Origin of the sequence: Couchioplanes caeruleus (assembly GCF_023499255.1) — a bacterium.
Classification (GTDB): Bacteria; Actinomycetota; Actinomycetes; order Mycobacteriales; family Micromonosporaceae; genus Actinoplanes; species Actinoplanes caeruleus_A.
The window spans coordinates 8,004,079-8,019,331 of sequence record NZ_CP092183.1 but is presented as its reverse complement, the minus strand read 5'-3'; the positions used below and the strand labels follow the sequence as shown (position 1 = coordinate 8,019,331).

Below are 15,253 nucleotides of genomic sequence, written 5' to 3'. Positions count from 1 at the left end.
TCCACGTCCCGATCGAGGGCCGGGCGATGACGGCGATGGCCGAGGCCGTCGTCGATCTGGACGCCATCGCCCACAACGCCGGCGTGCTCGCCGCCGCGGCCGGCCCCGCCGGGATGATGGCGGTCGTCAAGGCCGACGGCTTCGGGCACGGGGCGGCCGAGGTCGCGCGTACGGCGCTGCGTCACGGCGCCACCTGGCTGGGCGTGGCGTCGGTGCCGGAGGCGCTGGCCCTGCGCGCCCAGGGCTTCAGCGCCCCCATGCTGCTCTGGCTGTACCCGCCGGCCGAGACGTTCGACGAGGTGCTCAGGGCCGGGATCGACGTGTCCGTCGGCGGGGTCGAGGCCCTCGAGGCGCTCGCCGACGCGGCCGACCGGACCGGCACGGTGGCCACCGTTCACCTCAAGATCGATACGGGCATGTCCCGCGGCGGCGCGCCGGTCGAGGAGTGGATGCAGCTCTTCACGTGGGCGCGTAAGTTCGAGAGCGCCGGGCTGCTGCGCGTACGCGGACTCTGGTCGCACCTCGCCGGCGCGGAGGACCCGCAGAGCGCGCACCTGCGCACGCAGTTGCACGAGTTCGAGGTCGGCCGGCAGACCGCCCTCACCGCGGGCATCGACCCGCCGATCCTGCACCTGGCCAACTCCGCCGCCGGTCTGCAGATCCCCGAGGCGCGCCACGACCTGCTGCGCGCCGGGATCGGCCTGTACGGCATCGAGCCCGTGCCCGGCCGCAGCTTCGGATTGCGCCCGGCGATGACCGTACGGGCCCAGGTGCTGCTCACCAAGCGGGTGCCGGCGGGCACCGGGGTCTCGTACGGCCCCGACTTCTTCACCGATCGCGAGACCACGCTGGCGCTGGTGCCGCTCGGATTCGCCGACGGGGTGCCGCGGCAGGCGGCCGGCCGCGCCGAGTTCCTCGTGCACGGGGTCCGCTGCCCGGTGGCCGGCCGGGTCAGCATGGACCAGGTGGTGCTCGACGTGGGCGACCTGCCCGTCCGGGCCGGGGAGTACGCGGTGATGTTCGGCCCGGGCGACGGGGGCGAGCCGACCGCCGCCGAGTGGGCCGCCTGGGCCGGTACGAACCCCAACGACGTCCTCACCGGCATCGGCGCCCGGGTGACCCGCCGCTACGAAGGCGCCCGGTGACGCAGGCCCGGCCGGCCACCGAGCCGGCGCAGCCCACGGAGACCACGCGGGCGCTGACGGCGGCGGCCGGTCTCGGCGTCTGCGCCGCGCTCACCCAGTACGTCGTGGCCCGGCACTACCTGCAGATCGAATGGGCGATCACCGTTCCCGTGCCGCTCGCCTGGTGGGCCGTGGCCGGGGCCGCCGGCGTGGTGGGCGCGCCGCTGTTCCTCGTCGTCCTCGGCCGCCGCGCGGAACGGCTCGTCGCGCTGCCGTGGGGACGGCTCCTGCTGACCTGGGTGATTCCCGTGCTGGTGGCGCACTACGCGTGGCTCGCCTGCACCGTGGCGCTGCTGCGCCGCATCGACCCCGGGCTCGTCGGCATCCCGATGCGTGATTCCCACGAGCTGCTGAGCGTCGCGTTGCTGCCGCCGCCGGAGTTGTCGCTGCTGTGGGCGCTCGCGCTGTTCCCGCTGATCGCGAAGGCGGCCCAGCGGGTTCCCGCCGCCGCGCTCGTGGCGGTCCTGTGCGCGGCCACGCTGCTGACCGGCGCGGTCTCGTTCCTCGTCTTCCTGGCCGCCGGTCTGCGGTTCGCCCGCCAGATCGCGCGCGCGGTCCAGCCGTCGTCCTGGCGTGATCTCGTCGCCCGTGCCGTCGTGGCCGTCGTGGGGGCGTGCGTGCTCGGCGTCGACCGCTTCCCCGCCGGCCTCGCCGTGGTCGTCGCGGGCCTGGCAGCCCTGCCGTTCGCGCTCGCGGTCGCGGCGCGACTCCGGTTCCGTGCCCTGATGGCGGTGGGTGCTGCGGCCGTACCGATGTATTTGTTGCTTGTTCCGGTCCTGGTCCTGGCCGACAAGGCGCTGCTCGCGCGGTTGTCGGCGATGGGGTCCACAGTGCAGCTCGCCGTGGCGCTGGCCGAGCCGCCGGCCCTCGTGGCCGGCATGGTCGCCGGGGGTCTTGTGCTGATGGCGGTGGTCCGGCAGGTGCGGGGCCGGGCGCCGGCGGGGGTGGCCCGGTGAGGCGGCGACTGACCTCGGCGATCTGCGCGGTGCTGCTGCTCACCGCGGCCGGATGCGCCTCCGGCGACGACACCACGCCGCGGACCGCGAGCGCCGCGGTGCCCGAGGTGACGCTGACCTTCGCGGGCGACGTGCACTTCGAGGGGCGGGTGGACAAACTCCTCGCGGACCCGGCCACGGCGTTCGGGCCGATCGCCACCGAGCTGGCCGAGGGCGACCTGACGTTCGTCAACCTCGAGACGCCGATCACCGGCCGCGGCAAGCCCGAACCGAAGCGGTACCTCTTCCGGGCGCGCGACGCCGCCGTGCCGGCCCTCAAGGCCGCGGGCATCGACGCGGTGTCGCTGGCCAACAACCACAGCCTCGACTACGGCCGGCAGGGGCTGGCCGACACGATGACCGCCGCGCGCAAGGGCGGGATCGGCACCATCGGCGCCGGCAGGAACATCGCCGAGGCGTACAAGCCGTGGCGGCGTACGGTCCGCGGCGTGCGCCTGGCCGTCTTCGCCTTCAGCCAGGTCGACGACCTCGCCGCGGAATGGGCGGCCGGGGAGGACAAGGCGGGGCTGGCCATGGCGTTCGACACCGACCGGGCGCTGGCCGCCGTGCGCGCCGCCCGCGCCGACAGCGACCTCGTCGTCGTGCTCCCGCACTGGGGCACCGAGGGCGACCGGTGCCCCGACCGGCTGCAGCGCGACTTCGCCGACGCGCTGGTCAAGGCCGGTGCCGACATCATCGTGGGCGCGCACGCCCACGTGCTGCAGGGCGCCGGGCGGTCCGGCAGGGCCTACATCGCGTACGGGCTGGGCAACTTCCTCTGGTACAGCTCCGGGCTGTTCCAGCCGTACAGTGCGCGGGCCGGGGTGCTGCGGCTGACCGTCCGGGACCGCCAGGTGGTGCGCTCGGAGTTCGTGCCCACGGTCGTCTCCGGCACCGGGCAGCCCAGGGCGCTCACCGGGTGGCACGCCGACCTCGCCCGCAACAACTTCACGGACCTCCGCGACTGCGCCGGCCTCGGCCGGGTCAGTAGTGAGCAGTGACGGTCCGGGCCGGCCCGTCCACCGTCAGGCGACCCCCGTACGGCAGCACCCATTGCGGATCGGTGTGCCCGAAGTCCACCCCGAAAACGATCATCGCCTCCGGGTGGTACGCCTCGAAGGCCCGTAGCACGGCGGCCCGCTGCTCCTCCCGGTAGGCGGCCCGCTGCTCCAGGCTGCGCGCGCTGTGCAGCGACGTACCCTTCGCCGTGCCGACCACCACGGCCGGGAACTGCTCGAGCAGGCCGCGCTCGCCGAAGTTCCGCAGCATCCGGAACACCTCGGTGCCCGGCGGCATCTCCTCCGACGTCTCCAGCAGCAACACGCATCCGGCGTAGTCGGCGGCCGGGCGTACCCACCGGTTCGCCGCGAGTGTCCAATGCAGAATCTCGAGGTTTCCGCCCCACGTCGGCGCGCTCACGACGCGGTCGGCGCGGTGCCAGACCCGCTCGGGGCTCGGGTACGCCGGCGCCGACGTGGTCAGGGCGGCGGGCTCGGTCCAGGGAACCTCCTCGTCGCTGAACTCGGCGACCGGGCGCACCACGAGATCGCCACCGGTGAACAGCGCCGCGCGCAGAGACTCGGCAACGACCGGCTGGACGCCGGCGCCCCGGCCGAGGTGGACCATCGTGGACATCCCGTGGTAGCCGGCCACGCCGTGGTGCCACAGCCAGTTGAGCAGGTTGGTGTTGTCCGAGTAGCCGAAGAACGGCTTGGGATCGGCGGTGAACGGCCCCGGGTCCAGGTGCCTCAGCACGGTGATCTGATCGTCGCCGCCGATCGTGGCGAAGACGGCGCGGATGTCCGGATCGGCGTACGCGTCCATCAGGTCGGCGGCCCGCTCGGCCGGCGTCGCCTGCCGCCGGGTCGCCGGATACTCGACCGGCTCCAGCCCGAACTCCTCCCGCAGCCGCCGCAGGCCCAGCTCGTGCACGGCGGGAAAGAGGGCCGGCGCGGCGAACGACGGCGAGACGACCGCGACGCGGTCACCGGACGAGAGCTTGGGCGGCGGGCGGAAGTCGGGACGCATGCCGCATTCAAGCAGCCGGCCGGGACGGGCCGCACACCGTTTTCGCTCAGGCGGTCCGCGGCAGTCCGCGCTCGATCTGCGGTGGCGGAAGGGGTACGCCCGCCGGCAGCGCCGCCCGAGCCGCGAGCATCGCGGCGTTCGCGGCCGTCGACGGCATCGTGGCGCTCCGGCTGCGGCGCAGCAGCAACGCCTCCAGCCGCGCGCACAGCTCGGACCGCGGGTACGGCTTCGTCAGATAGTCGTCGGCGCCGGCCTCCATCCCGGCCAGCACCCGCCGCCCGTTGACGTCGGCGCTGACCAGCATGATCGGCAGCCCGGCGGTCACCGGATCGGCCCGCAGCCGGCGGCACAGATCGATACCCGACTCTCCGGGCATCCGCACATCGAGCAGCGCGGCCTCGATCCCCCCGGCACTGAGCGCCCGCCGCGCAGCAGCGGCATCGGCGGCCGCGACCACATGGTGCCCGAACCGGCTGAGCGCGAGTGTCAGCAGCTCACGGTGATCGGCATCATCATCGGCGACGAGAACGGTGGTCACGGCAACACCTCGATCCGACTCTCCGGGGAGTCCGCAGCTCTGTTCGGCCCGGTCCGGAAATCGCTTAGCCGTATCGCACGATGCGCACGTACGCGCACATCGGGGTACGCTGTGCGCGTATGTTCCCATCGGGAGGTCGCATGCGCGTCGACCGGCCCTCGGACCTGGGCAACCACCTCCGAGAGGTCCGCCGGCGAGCGGGCCTGAGCCAGGCGGCCGTGGCCGCCCGCGCGGGGCTGAGCCGCCGCTGGCTGTCCGACCTCGAGGCGGGTAAGGCCACCGCGGAGGTCGGCCTGGTGCTCAAGCTCGTCGCCGCCCTCGACCTCATGCTGGAGATCAACCCGGCACCGAAGTCCGACATCGGCGTGGACGTCATCCTCGGCACGTTCGACCGTCCGCGTTGATCCCGGCACGCGTCAGCGCAGGCGGGAGAGCCACTTCCGGTCGATCTCGGCCGGCACGTCCACCTCGAAGTGGCGCGCGAGCAGCAGCGCGTGGCACACCACGTCGGCGATCTCCGCGGCGAAGCCGGCGTGCAGGTCCGCCGGCGACCGGCCCTTGTCGCGCGCCTGGCCGGCCCGCATCAGGAACGCCTGGGTGAGCTCGCCGACCTCCTCCTGGAGCTTGAGCAGGAACCAGGTGTCGTCGCGGCGGATGCCGAAGACCTCGGCGTACCGCTCGGAGACTCTCTCGACGTCGTCGGACAGTTGGCGCAGGTCCATGCCGCGTAAGTTACCGGCCGGGCCGGACGGCGTTCCTCGCGTGGACGGCGCCGAGCAGGGCTTCGGCCACCCGCGAGCAGCCCTGGCCGTCGACCGCCGCCCAGGCGCGGGCGGCCAGCTCGGCCCGGGATCCCGGGCTGGAGAGCAGCTCACGCAGCCGGTCGATCGCCTCGGACGGGAACTCCCGCAGGGCCGGTAGGTGCCCCAGGCCGGCGGCGAGGCCGCGCGCGGTCGTGCGGTCGTAGCCGAGGATCTGGTTGTCGACCACCCAGACCAGCGCGGCCGCGCGGCCGAGGCAGAGCAGTTCCCAGGTCGACGTGCCGCTGGCGCTGATCACGAGGTCGGCGGTGGAGAGCAGGCGCGGCAGCTCGTCGGTGGGCGCGATGATGTCGAGGCGCTGCCCGTCGGCGGGCTCCGACGCGAGCAGCTCGGCGCGCAGGTCGTCGGTGGCTGCCACGATCGTCGCCGAGAACGGTACGCCGGTGGCGATCAGCAGGCGTGCGGCGACGGGTGCCGCCCGGTATGCGTCCGTGCCGCCGAAGAACGCCACGACCCGCGGCTTGTCGGCCGGGCCGGGCATCGGTGGGGCGGGTGGCCGGAGGTCCCGTACGGCCCGGCGCAGCAGCGCACAGCCGAGGCCGGCGAGGCGTACGGCGCCTGGCGGCAGGTCCGGGGTCAGCAGCTCGGCGTCGAGGTTCTGGTCGACGTAGACGTCCGCCTCCTGGCCGCGTACGTCGCCGTCCACGATGGCCAGGACCGCCCGGCCGGACGCGCGCAGGGCGGCCGAGTGCGCGGGCGGCAGCACGTACGAGTCGACGACCACGGCGTCCAGCCCCAGCCGGTCCGCGGCCGCGACGAGCCCGACGGCGTCGTACGGTGCGGGATACCAGGGCAGGCCGCGGCTGGTGAGCTGGCGTTCCGCCCACTCCAGGCCGCCCAGGTCGCTGAGGAAGTGCACGCCGATCCCGCGCGCGGTCAGCTCCTCGGCCAGCGCCACGCACCGCACGAGATGCCCGACCCCTGTGCGAGGACCGGCGTCACACCGGACTCCGACGGTCACGCTCACGCCGTCTTTCACGGCGTGCCCTCCTGGCCCTCACGGTCACGGCCGTCGTCCGCTTGCGGCGGGCGTAGTCCGGTGCAGTCACTCACGCCTGTGCCAGCTCCTTCTGCCGGACGTGCGCGTTGATGCCGGCGAGTTCGGGACGGTCGGAGAGCCAGTCGGCGAGCGTGCGTACGGGCACCGGCCGGTCCCCGAAGTGGGCGACGATCGCCTCGATGAGCCGCCAGTCGTCCTCGGTGTCCAGGGTGAGCCGCAGGTGCGACAGGTCGGGCTGCAGCGTCAGGCCCAGCACGGTGTAGTCGTACGGGTGCGAGTAGACGTACGAGGTGACGTGGGTGCGGTGGTGGTCGGTGGCGAGCTTGTCGATCTGCCGCAGCACCTCGGTACGCACGATCTCCACGTCGAGCCCGCGCGGCAGCGTACGGGCGATGGAGGTGCTCAGGTAGTCGAGGTCCGGGGTGGCCGCGAAGACGTTGGCTGCCAGCATGATCAGCTCGGGGTCGAGCAGCGGGCAGTCGGCGGTGAAGCGCAGCACCGCGTCGGATTCGCCCGCGCGCTCGTCGAGCACGCCGAGAAACCGGGTGAGCACGTCGTCGACCGGGCCGCGGTGCACCGCGACGCCGATGGCCTCGCACTCGGCGGCCACCGCGTCGTCGCGGGCTTCGGTGGTGGTCGCGACCACCAGGTCGTCCAGCACGCCGCTGTCCTGCGCGGCGCGGACGACTCGGTCCAGCACGGTACGCCCGCCGAGGCGCCGGAGCACCTTGCCGGGCAGCCGGGAGGAGCCCATCCGGGCCTGCACGATGCCGAGGGTACGCATATCGGTCCTATCGCTTCTTGAGGTTCCGGCGGACGGCGCGGGCGGCTCGCGCGCCGAGCTTGGTGATGCGGTATCCGACGGTGCCGCTGAACAGGTCGATCTGGAGCTGGGCGCGGCGCAGCTCGCCGTCGCGCCGGACGAGCTCGGACTCGGCGTACCGGATCCGCTCGTCCGCGTCGGCCAGCTGCTCCTCCAGACGGCGTACGCGTTCCTCGTGCTCCCGCAGCGAGTCCGGCGCGGCGACGAAGGGCTCCGGGGCGTCGGCCGCAGGCGTGAGCCCGGCCGCCGCGAGCAGGACGGCCGTCAGCGCCGCGGTGTCGCGCGCGGCCGGCCAGGGCTGGTCGTAGCCGCCGGCGAGCAGGGTCTCGGCGAAGCGGCGGATCGCGGCGGCCGGTTCCACGGCGGGCCGCGCCGGGTCGAACACGGTGATGGTGTCGCCGTCGACCAGCACGTTGTCCGCGGTGGCGGCGGGTTGCCGGGTGACCCACGCGGACAGCAGGCGCCGCAGCGCGGGCAGGTCGTGGCGCAGGCACGCGCCGATCAGCAGCTCCTCGAGCAGGCGTCCGGGCGGCACCGGCGGCATCGGCCCGTCGCCCAGCACCGCGTCCGGCATCGTGACCCGGCCGGCCGCGCCCCGGAAGGCGAGCACCACCCAGGCGGGAGCGAGTTCCGGTCCGATTCCGCCGCGGATCGCCGCCGCGGCGAGGCGGCGCGGGTCGCTGAGCACCGGCCGGCTCGCGTACGCCGTACCGACCGCGGCCGAGGCGGCTGCGGCGAGCGCACCCGCCGGCCCGTCGCGCAGGGCCGGCTCGTCCACGATCAGGGTGGGCGCCGACGGCAGCGGCCATGCGGTGCCGAGCCAGGCGACGCTCAGGCCGTCCGTGGCGAGGTGCTGCCGCAGGCGGGCCGGGCTGCCGGGCCTGGTGCCGTACTCGCCGACCGGGCGCCAGTCGGCGTCGGTGTGCGCGAAGGTCACCGCGGTGCGGTCGACCAGCCGGTGCACGCCCAGCTCGTTCTGCACGGCCAGCAGCAGCACGCCGCCCGGGCGCAGAGCGCGGCGCAGGGCCTGCAGTGCCTCGGCCCAGTCGTATTGGGGTCCCTCGACCGAGCAGAGCCGTTCCACGCCGTCGAGCGCGATGACGACGTCGTAGTGATCCGTGTCCGTGAGCTTGGACAGAGATCCACAGAGGACTGTCAAGGCGCGGGCGCTCAGGGCGGCGGCGTCGGACTCGCCGCGGACCAGGCACGTCACCTCGGCGTCCGGCGGCAGCGCCGTGATCAGCGAGGCGTCGTGCGGGCCCGCTACCAGCACGCGGGCTCCCTCGGGCACCAGCGGGTGCAGGGTGTCGAGCAGGTGGGCGTACGAGGGACCGCCGGCGGGCGCGGTGTCCGACCAGCCGGCCATCTCGCCACCGATGTGTCGAAGGCTCATGCGGCCCACCCGAACATCGCGCGGACCTCGGCGGGGGAGGCGAGCACGTCGGCGCCCAGCTCCGCCAGCGCGGACTGCTGAGCCTGGTGCGGGTCGGGCGACGTGCCGTGCAGCTCGGGCCATTGGCGGCGGATGCGCTCGGCGGTCGCGCGGTCCTCGCCGGCCAGGTGCATGGGGTCGCCGTAGACGGCGGGCTCGCAGCCGACCGCGGCGCCGTACAGCACCGCGCTGCTCAGCCGGTTGGACGCGACCCGGCGGTGCCGGCGCAGCTCGGTGAGCTGACTCCGGAGGAAACCGGGGTCGGTGTCGCGCCAGCGGAAGCCGCGGTAGCCGTGGCAGATCACCCGGCCGGCCTTCTCGTACCGGCGGCGCACGCGCTCGTCGCGGTACTCGTGCCAGTAGAGGCAGAACGTCACCGGGCCGTCCTCGGTCTCCAGGATCTCGTCGATGAGCCGCTGGTGGTCGCCGGCGACGTGCTGGCCCTCCCAGCCGTGGAACGGGTACCAGATCGTGCCCTCGCGCGTGCCGCCGTCGCCCGGACCCTCCATCTGCAGCAGGTAGAGGAAGGGTGCGCCGACGACCGTGGCGTACCGGCGGCCCATCGACCACGCCCGCCGCCGGGTCTGCTCGGACCACACGAAGATGGGCCGGCCCGACACGTACGGGGTCCCCGCGCCCAGCCCGTCCACCACGTTCCAGCCGTGCTGCAGGTACCCGTCGATCCGGGGCGGATCCCCGTCGAGCCCGCAGTACGCGGCCATCACGTGCGCATGGCCGTAGAAGTGGTTCGCGTGGTGCACGGGCTCAGCTCTCCAGGATCGTGCGCAGCGCCTCGACCACCCGGTCCTGGTCGGCGTCGGTGAGGTCGTAGAAGAGCGGCAGCGACAGCTCCTCGGCGTAGAAGGCCTCGGCGTTGGGGCACATGCCGCGCCGGTAACCGAGGTCCTCGTAGACCGGGTGCCAGTACGCCGGCACATAGTTGACCTGCACCCCGATGCCGTCGGCGCGCAGCCGGTCGAACACCTCGCGCCGCCGGCCGTCGAGGACGCGTACGGGATAGAGGTGCCGCATGGGGTCGACGTGCTCGCGGGTGACCGGAAGCCGCAGCCCGGGCACGCCGGCGAGCAGCTCGTCGTAGCGCGCGCTCAGCGCCTGCCGGCGCGCCTTGAACGCGGCCAGCCGGCGCAGCTGGGAGCTGCCCAGCGCGCACAGCACATCGGGCAGCCGGTAGTTCAGGCCGAGCTCGTGCACCTCCTGGTGCCAGCCGCCCTCGTCGGGGTGTCGCATGACCGCGCGGTCCCGGACCAGCCCGACGGTCCGGAACACCCGGGCCCGCTGGAGCAGCGAAGGGTCGGGGGAGGCGACCGCGCCGCCCTCACCGGTCGTCAGGTTCTTGGTGGGGAAGAACGAGAACGTCGTCAGGTCGGCCAGCGTGCCGACCGGCCTTCCCCGGTACGTGCTCCCGATGGCGTGCGCGGCGTCGGCGACGAGCACGGCGTCCGTGCTGTCGGCAACCTTGCGCAGGTCGTCGTACTCGGCGGGGTGCCCGGCGTAGTCGACCGCCGCGATCGCCCGGGTCCGGGAGGTGACCGCCGCCTGCACCGCGAACGGGTCCAGGTTGGCCGTGTCCTCCTCGACGTCGGCGAAGACCACGGTCGCGCCGAGCATCGAGGCCGTGCCCGCGGTGGCGTAGAAGGTCATCGGCGTGGTGACGACCTCGTCGCCACGGCCGATCCCGGCGGCCGCGTACGCCGTGTGCAGCGCCGCCGTCCCGTTGCTGACCGCCACGCAGGGCGCACCCGCGACCCGGGCCAGGTCCTGCTCGAAGGTGTCGACGCGCGGGCCTGTGGTCAGCCAGTCGCTGCGCAGAGCCGCGGTGACCGCCTCGACGTCGGCGTCGGTGACGTTCTGCCGTCCGTACGGCAGCATCACTTCTCCTTGATGAGGTCGCGCATCTCGTCGACCTCCAGCCACAGGTCGTTGTTGTCCGAGCGGTAGTTGAAGCCGTCGGCGACCGGCTCGCCGCCCGCGGGCGTCTGGTAGCCCCAGCTCGCGACGACCGGCTGCACGACGTAGCGGTCGGGGAAGCGCAGGGTCCGGCGGCTGTCGTCCGAGGCGATCATCTCCTCGTGCAGCTTCTCGCCGGGGCGGATGCCGGTCTCGTGCGTGGGGGCGTCCGGCGCGACGGCCTCGACCAGGTCGAGGATGCGCATGCTCGGGATGCGCGGCACGAACAGCTCGCCGCCCTGCATCACGTCGAACGAGTCGACGACGAACTTCACCGCCTGGTCGAGGGTGATCCAGAAGCGGGTCATCCGCTTGTCGGTGACCGGCAGGCTCTTGCCCTCGGCGTTGAGCTTGCGGAAGAACGGCACGACCGAGCCGCGGCTACCCATCACGTTGCCGTAGCGCACGACCGAGAAGCGGGTCGGGTGGGTGGCCGCGTAGTGGTTGCCGGCGATGAACAGCTTGTCGGCGACCAGCTTGGTGGCGCCGTACAGGTTGATCGGGCTGGACGCCTTGTCGGTGGAGAGGGCCACCACGCGCTGCACACCGGCGTTGATCGCGGCGTCGACGACGTTCTGCGAGCCGTTGATGTTCGTCGCGATGAACTCCGACGGGTTGTACTCGGCGGTGTCCACCTGCTTGAGCGCGGCGGCGTGCACCACGTGGTCGACGCCGTGCATGGCCCGGTCGAGCCGGTCCTTGTCGCGGATGTCGCCGATGAAGAAGCGCAGCCGGGGGTCGTCGCCGAACATCTGGCGGACCTCGTACTGCTTCAGCTCGTCGCGGCTGAAGACGACGATGCGCTGCGGGTCCAGGTTCGCCAGTGCGTGGCCCAGGAATGCCTTCCCGAACGAACCGGTGGCACCGGTGACCAGGATCGACGATCCGCTCAACACACTCATGAATTGCTCCCGGGGGTGGGCACGGGCAATGAACGGCGAAAGCATAACCACGACGGACGACTATTCCAGCGGTCGGAAAAAAGGACAGTCGCAATTCATTCCCAGTTCAACTCCGCTTTGTCGCCGCGTCGCGACCGCTGATGCAAGGTGGTTTCCTTCGCCCGTGGAGCCCTTGGAGTAACACCGTGATCGAGCTGCAGAGACTGCGTGAAGCCTTCCGGACGTCGCTGGACCTGGCGCCGGACGCCCCCGTGGACGATCTGCACTACCAGGACAATGACAAGTGGGACTCGCTGGCCCACATGTCGCTCGTCGCGGCCATCGAAGATGAATTCTCGGTGATGATCGATACCGACGACGTCATCAATATGTCCTCATTCGGCGAGGCCGTGCGAATTCTCGGTAAATACGGGGTGGACTTCGATGCCTGATCGGGTTGCGCTCGTCACCGGCGCGTCCCGCGGCATCGGCCGGGCGGTCGCGCAGCGGCTCGCCGAGCAGGGCTGCGACCTCGTCGTGCACGGCCACCGCGCCGACGTCATCGAGGAGGCGGCCGCGCAGCTCGCCGACAAGTACGGCGTGCAGGCGGTCCCGGCGCACGGCGACATCGCCGACCCGGAGACCAGCCGCACGCTGATGCGCGTGGCGTTCGAGAACTTCCGCCGCATCGACGCCCTCGTCGTCAACGCGGGCACGCACGCGGCCGGGATGCTCGGCATGACCGACGATGCGACCGTGCAGCGGTTGTTCGCCGTCAACGCGGTCGGGGCCGCGTACACGTTGCAGGGCGCCGTACGGCTGCTCGGCCGTGGCCGCAATCCCGCGGTGGTCCTCGTCTCCTCGATCACCGGGACCGCCGGGATCGCCGGCCAGGCGGTGTACGCCGCCTCCAAGGCCGCGGTCAGCGGCCTGGCCCGGTCCGCGGCGAAGGAGCTGGGCCCGCGCGGCATCCGGGTGAACGCGGTGGCCCCGGGCTTCATCGCCACCGACATGCTGGACACGCTCGACGACGAGGGCCGCGCGAAGCGCATCGCGGACACCGCGCTCGGCCGGCTCGGCGAGGCCGAGGAGGTCGCCGACGTCGTGGCGTTCCTGCTCTCCGAGCAGTCCCGGTTCGTGACCGGGCAGGTGCTCGGGGTCGACGGAGGGCTCACGCTGTGAACCTCCTCCATCCCGGCGCCCGCGTCGTCGACGCGGTCACCGGCGAGACCCTGCGCCCCGATGACGTCGACGCGGCGGCGGCCGCATTCGCGCAGCTGCCGCCCGGCGTCGTCTTCGCGCTCACGCCGACCGAGCTGGGTGCCGTCGCGCGGTATCTCGGCGCGCTCGCCGCCGGCCGCCCGATCGCCCTGCTGGATCCCGACCTCGACCGGACCGTCCTCCATGGACTCGTCGACCGGTTCGAGCCCGTGCAGGTCACCGGCGTGCGTACCGCGCCACCGGAGGGTTACCGGGCCGACGGGGACAGCTGGGTGCGACAGGGCCCGGCCGTCGAACCGCACCCGGAGCTGGGCGCTGCTGCTCACCACCAGCGGGTCGACGGGCAACCCGAAGCTGGTGCGGCTTTCCCGTACGGCCGTGTTCGCCAACGCCGCCGCCATCGGCGACAGCTTGGGGATCACCGGTGACGACGTGGCGCCGACGACGCTGCCGCTCTTCTACACGTACGGGCTGTCGGTGCTCAACAGTCACGTGCTGCGCGGGGCCACGGTGGTGCTCGAGCGTGGCGGCATCCTCCAGCAGGACTTCTGGACGGCCGTCGGCGCCCACCGCGTCACGTCGCTGGCGGCTGTCCCGTACCAGTACGAGATGCTGCGCCGGCTGCGGTTCGACCCGGCCGCGCACCCCACGCTGCGGACGCTCACCCAGGCCGGCGGCCGGCTGCGGCCGGCGCTGGTCGAGGACTTCGCGCAGCGGATGGCGGACGTCGGCGGCCGGCTCTTCGTCATGTACGGCCAGACCGAGGCGACCGCGCGGATGACCGTGCTCCCGCCCGGCCGGATCGCGGACAAGCTCGGCTCCGCGGGCGTCCCGATCCCGGGCGGCTCGTTGTCCGTCGTGGACGACGAGGTGGTCTTCTCCGGGCCGAACGTCATGATGGGGTACGCCGAGAGCGCCGCTGACCTGGCCCGCGGCGACGACCTCCGCGGCGTCCTGCGCACCGGCGACCTGGGGCACCTGGACGACGAGGGCTTCCTGTTCATCACCGGCCGGCTCAAGCGCATCGGCAAGGTGTTCGGCGTACGCGTCAACCTCGACGACGTCGAGCGGACCCTGGCCCCGCACGGCGCGGTCGCCGCGGTCGCCGGCGAGGACAAGCTGCACGTGTTCGTGGAGGGCGCCGACCGGGACCTGGCCCGCTCGGTCCGCGGCGAGCTGGCGACCTTCCTCGGCACCCACTTCTCGGGGCTCGACGTCCGCGGCATCGACGCGCTCCCGCTGCTGCCCACGGGCAAGGTCGACTACCGGTCTCTGGAGGCCCTCCGATGAGCGTGTTCACGCTGGCGCAGCCGGAGCGGGAGGCGCTGCTGCACAAGGAGCTCTCCGACCTCACCGAGCACCACCGAGCGCACTGCGCCGAGTACGACCGGATCCTCTCGGCGTCCGGGTTCACCTCGGCCGCGACCGTGGCGGAGCTGCCGTGGCTGCCCGTACGCCTCTTCAAGACGCTCACCCTGAAGAGCATCCCCGACGACGAGGTCTTCAAGGTCCTGACGTCGAGCGGCACCACGGGCGACGTCAGCCGCATCCACCTGGACAAGGCCGCCGCCGCCACACAGACCCGCCAGCTCGGCGCGACCCTGCAGACGGTGCTGGGCGCCAAGCGGCTGCCGATGATCCTGGCCGACTCGCGCGGCATCCTGAAGGACCGCCGCTCGTTCAGCGCCCGCGGCGCCGGGGTGCTCGGCATGGCCACGTTCGGCCGTGACCACGCCTGGGCGCTGGACGTCGACGGCAACCCCGACCTGCCCGCGCTGAAGGACTTCCTGGGCAAGCACGGCGGCGAGCCGTTCCTCATCTTCGGCTTCACCTACCTGGTCTGGCTGCACCTGTACGAGGTGGCCCGCGAGCACGGCCTCGACCTGAGCAACGGCATCCTCATCCACTCCGGTGGCTGGAAGAAGCTCGTGGACCGGGCGGTCTCGCCGGCCGAGTTCCGCCGTCGGCTGCGCGACGACACCGGGCTGACCCGGATGCACAACTTCTACGGCATGGTCGAGCAGATCGGCACGATCTTCCTCGAGGGCCCGTCCGGCGGCTCGCTGTACTGCCCGGACTTCGCCGACGTCATCATCCGCAACCCGCGGACGTGGGCTGAGCAGCCGGTCGGGGAGCCGGGGCTGATCGAGGTGGTGAGCACCCTGCCGACCTCGTACCCGGGGCACGTGCTGCTCACCGAGGACCTCGGCGTGCTGGACGGGGTCGACGACGGCGACTGGCCGGGCAAGCGCTTCTCCGTCCTCGGCCGGCTCCCGCGCGCGGAGGCCCGCGGTTGCTCCGACACCTACCGGGAGACGGCATGACCGACTGCACCGAGCCACGCTCACCGCAAGCGGTCGAC

16 protein-coding genes and 1 pseudogene are annotated in these 15,253 nt (G+C 72.9%); 8 read left to right on the top strand and 9 right to left on the bottom strand.

Going from position 1 to position 15,253, the window contains the following annotated elements:
* Nucleotides 1-26 precede the first annotated feature (26 nt).
* From alr to COUCH_RS37010, 3 genes are read left to right on the top strand one after another with little or no spacing between them, the layout of a single operon-like run.
* Nucleotides 27-1,145: an alanine racemase gene (gene alr / locus COUCH_RS37020; RefSeq protein ID WP_249609778.1), complete on the top strand. Its 1,119-nt coding sequence runs from the start codon at nucleotides 27-29 to the stop codon at nucleotides 1,143-1,145.
* Nucleotides 1,142-2,140 (top strand): hypothetical protein, encoded by a 999-nt coding sequence (locus COUCH_RS37015; protein ID WP_249609777.1) that lies wholly within the window; start codon nucleotides 1,142-1,144, stop codon nucleotides 2,138-2,140. The genes alr and COUCH_RS37015 overlap by 4 nt, the downstream gene beginning before the upstream one ends.
* Complete coding sequence (locus COUCH_RS37010; RefSeq protein WP_249609776.1) at nucleotides 2,137-3,180, top strand: CapA family protein; 1,044 nt, start codon at nucleotides 2,137-2,139, stop codon at nucleotides 3,178-3,180. Before COUCH_RS37015 ends, COUCH_RS37010 begins: the two co-directional genes overlap by 4 nt.
* On the opposite strand, the gene COUCH_RS37005 is transcribed toward COUCH_RS37010, so the two are convergent.
* Together COUCH_RS37005 and COUCH_RS37000 are read right to left on the bottom strand one after the other, a co-directional pair.
* On the bottom strand, nucleotides 3,164-4,207 hold the full coding sequence (locus tag COUCH_RS37005; RefSeq protein WP_249609775.1) for a S66 peptidase family protein: 1,044 nt from the start codon (nucleotides 4,205-4,207) through the stop codon (nucleotides 3,164-3,166). The two genes, COUCH_RS37010 and COUCH_RS37005, sit on opposite strands and share 17 nt — an antisense overlap.
* A gap of 46 nt (nucleotides 4,208-4,253) precedes the next feature.
* The gene (locus tag COUCH_RS37000; protein WP_249609774.1) at nucleotides 4,254-4,745 is read right to left on the bottom strand and encodes a response regulator transcription factor; all 492 of its coding nucleotides are present in this window, start codon (nucleotides 4,743-4,745) and stop codon (nucleotides 4,254-4,256) included.
* Nucleotides 4,746-4,885: 140 nt separating this feature from the next.
* Here COUCH_RS37000 and COUCH_RS36995 point away from each other — a divergent pair, with 140 nt between their 5' ends.
* A complete protein-coding gene (locus COUCH_RS36995; protein ID WP_249609773.1) occupies nucleotides 4,886-5,149 on the top strand; it encodes a helix-turn-helix transcriptional regulator in 264 nt (87 codons plus the stop codon).
* Between the two features lie 12 nt (nucleotides 5,150-5,161).
* Here COUCH_RS36995 and COUCH_RS36990 read toward each other — a convergent pair whose 3' ends face one another.
* The 7 genes from COUCH_RS36990 to pseB form a co-directional block, all read right to left on the bottom strand.
* Nucleotides 5,162-5,467 carry a pyrophosphatase gene (locus COUCH_RS36990; protein WP_249609772.1) on the bottom strand — a complete coding sequence of 102 codons (306 nt, stop codon included), beginning with the start codon at nucleotides 5,465-5,467 and terminating at the stop codon, nucleotides 5,162-5,164.
* Nucleotides 5,468-5,477: 10 nt separating this feature from the next.
* Nucleotides 5,478-6,473: a PseG/SpsG family protein gene (locus COUCH_RS36985; protein WP_249613929.1), complete on the bottom strand. Its 996-nt coding sequence runs from the start codon at nucleotides 6,471-6,473 to the stop codon at nucleotides 5,478-5,480.
* 142 nt (nucleotides 6,474-6,615) lie between these two features.
* Nucleotides 6,616-7,350 carry a cytidylyltransferase domain-containing protein gene (locus tag COUCH_RS36980; RefSeq protein WP_249609771.1) on the bottom strand — a complete coding sequence of 245 codons (735 nt, stop codon included), beginning with the start codon at nucleotides 7,348-7,350 and terminating at the stop codon, nucleotides 6,616-6,618.
* Nucleotides 7,351-7,357: 7 nt separating this feature from the next.
* The gene (locus COUCH_RS36975) at nucleotides 7,358-8,782 is read right to left on the bottom strand and encodes a class I SAM-dependent methyltransferase (RefSeq protein ID WP_249609770.1); all 1,425 of its coding nucleotides are present in this window, start codon (nucleotides 8,780-8,782) and stop codon (nucleotides 7,358-7,360) included.
* Nucleotides 8,779-9,582 carry a hypothetical protein gene (locus COUCH_RS36970; protein ID WP_249609769.1) on the bottom strand — a complete coding sequence of 268 codons (804 nt, stop codon included), beginning with the start codon at nucleotides 9,580-9,582 and terminating at the stop codon, nucleotides 8,779-8,781. The genes COUCH_RS36975 and COUCH_RS36970 overlap by 4 nt, the downstream gene beginning before the upstream one ends.
* A 4-nt stretch (nucleotides 9,583-9,586) precedes the next feature.
* The gene (locus tag COUCH_RS36965) at nucleotides 9,587-10,711 is read right to left on the bottom strand and encodes a DegT/DnrJ/EryC1/StrS family aminotransferase (protein WP_249609768.1); all 1,125 of its coding nucleotides are present in this window, start codon (nucleotides 10,709-10,711) and stop codon (nucleotides 9,587-9,589) included.
* On the bottom strand, nucleotides 10,711-11,685 hold the full coding sequence (gene pseB / locus COUCH_RS36960; protein WP_249613928.1) for a UDP-N-acetylglucosamine 4,6-dehydratase (inverting): 975 nt from the start codon (nucleotides 11,683-11,685) through the stop codon (nucleotides 10,711-10,713). The genes COUCH_RS36965 and pseB overlap by 1 nt, the downstream gene beginning before the upstream one ends.
* A gap of 194 nt (nucleotides 11,686-11,879) precedes the next feature.
* On the opposite strand from pseB, the gene COUCH_RS36955 reads away from it, so the two are divergent.
* The 4 genes and pseudogenes from COUCH_RS36955 (at nucleotide 11,880) to COUCH_RS36940 (ending at nucleotide 15,215) form a co-directional block, all read left to right on the top strand.
* Nucleotides 11,880-12,122, top strand: coding sequence for an acyl carrier protein (locus tag COUCH_RS36955; protein ID WP_199515053.1), 243 nt, complete (start codon nucleotides 11,880-11,882; stop codon nucleotides 12,120-12,122).
* Nucleotides 12,115-12,852: an SDR family NAD(P)-dependent oxidoreductase gene (locus COUCH_RS36950; protein WP_249609767.1), complete on the top strand. Its 738-nt coding sequence runs from the start codon at nucleotides 12,115-12,117 to the stop codon at nucleotides 12,850-12,852. The genes COUCH_RS36955 and COUCH_RS36950 overlap by 8 nt, the downstream gene beginning before the upstream one ends.
* Nucleotides 12,849-14,181: pseudogene (locus COUCH_RS36945) on the top strand (AMP-binding protein). The gene COUCH_RS36950 and the pseudogene COUCH_RS36945 overlap by 4 nt, the downstream one beginning before the upstream one ends.
* Complete coding sequence (locus COUCH_RS36940) at nucleotides 14,178-15,215, top strand: acyl-protein synthetase (protein ID WP_249609766.1); 1,038 nt, start codon at nucleotides 14,178-14,180, stop codon at nucleotides 15,213-15,215. Before COUCH_RS36945 ends, COUCH_RS36940 begins: the two are co-directional and overlap by 4 nt.
* The last annotated feature ends 38 nt before the right edge of the window (nucleotides 15,216-15,253 follow it).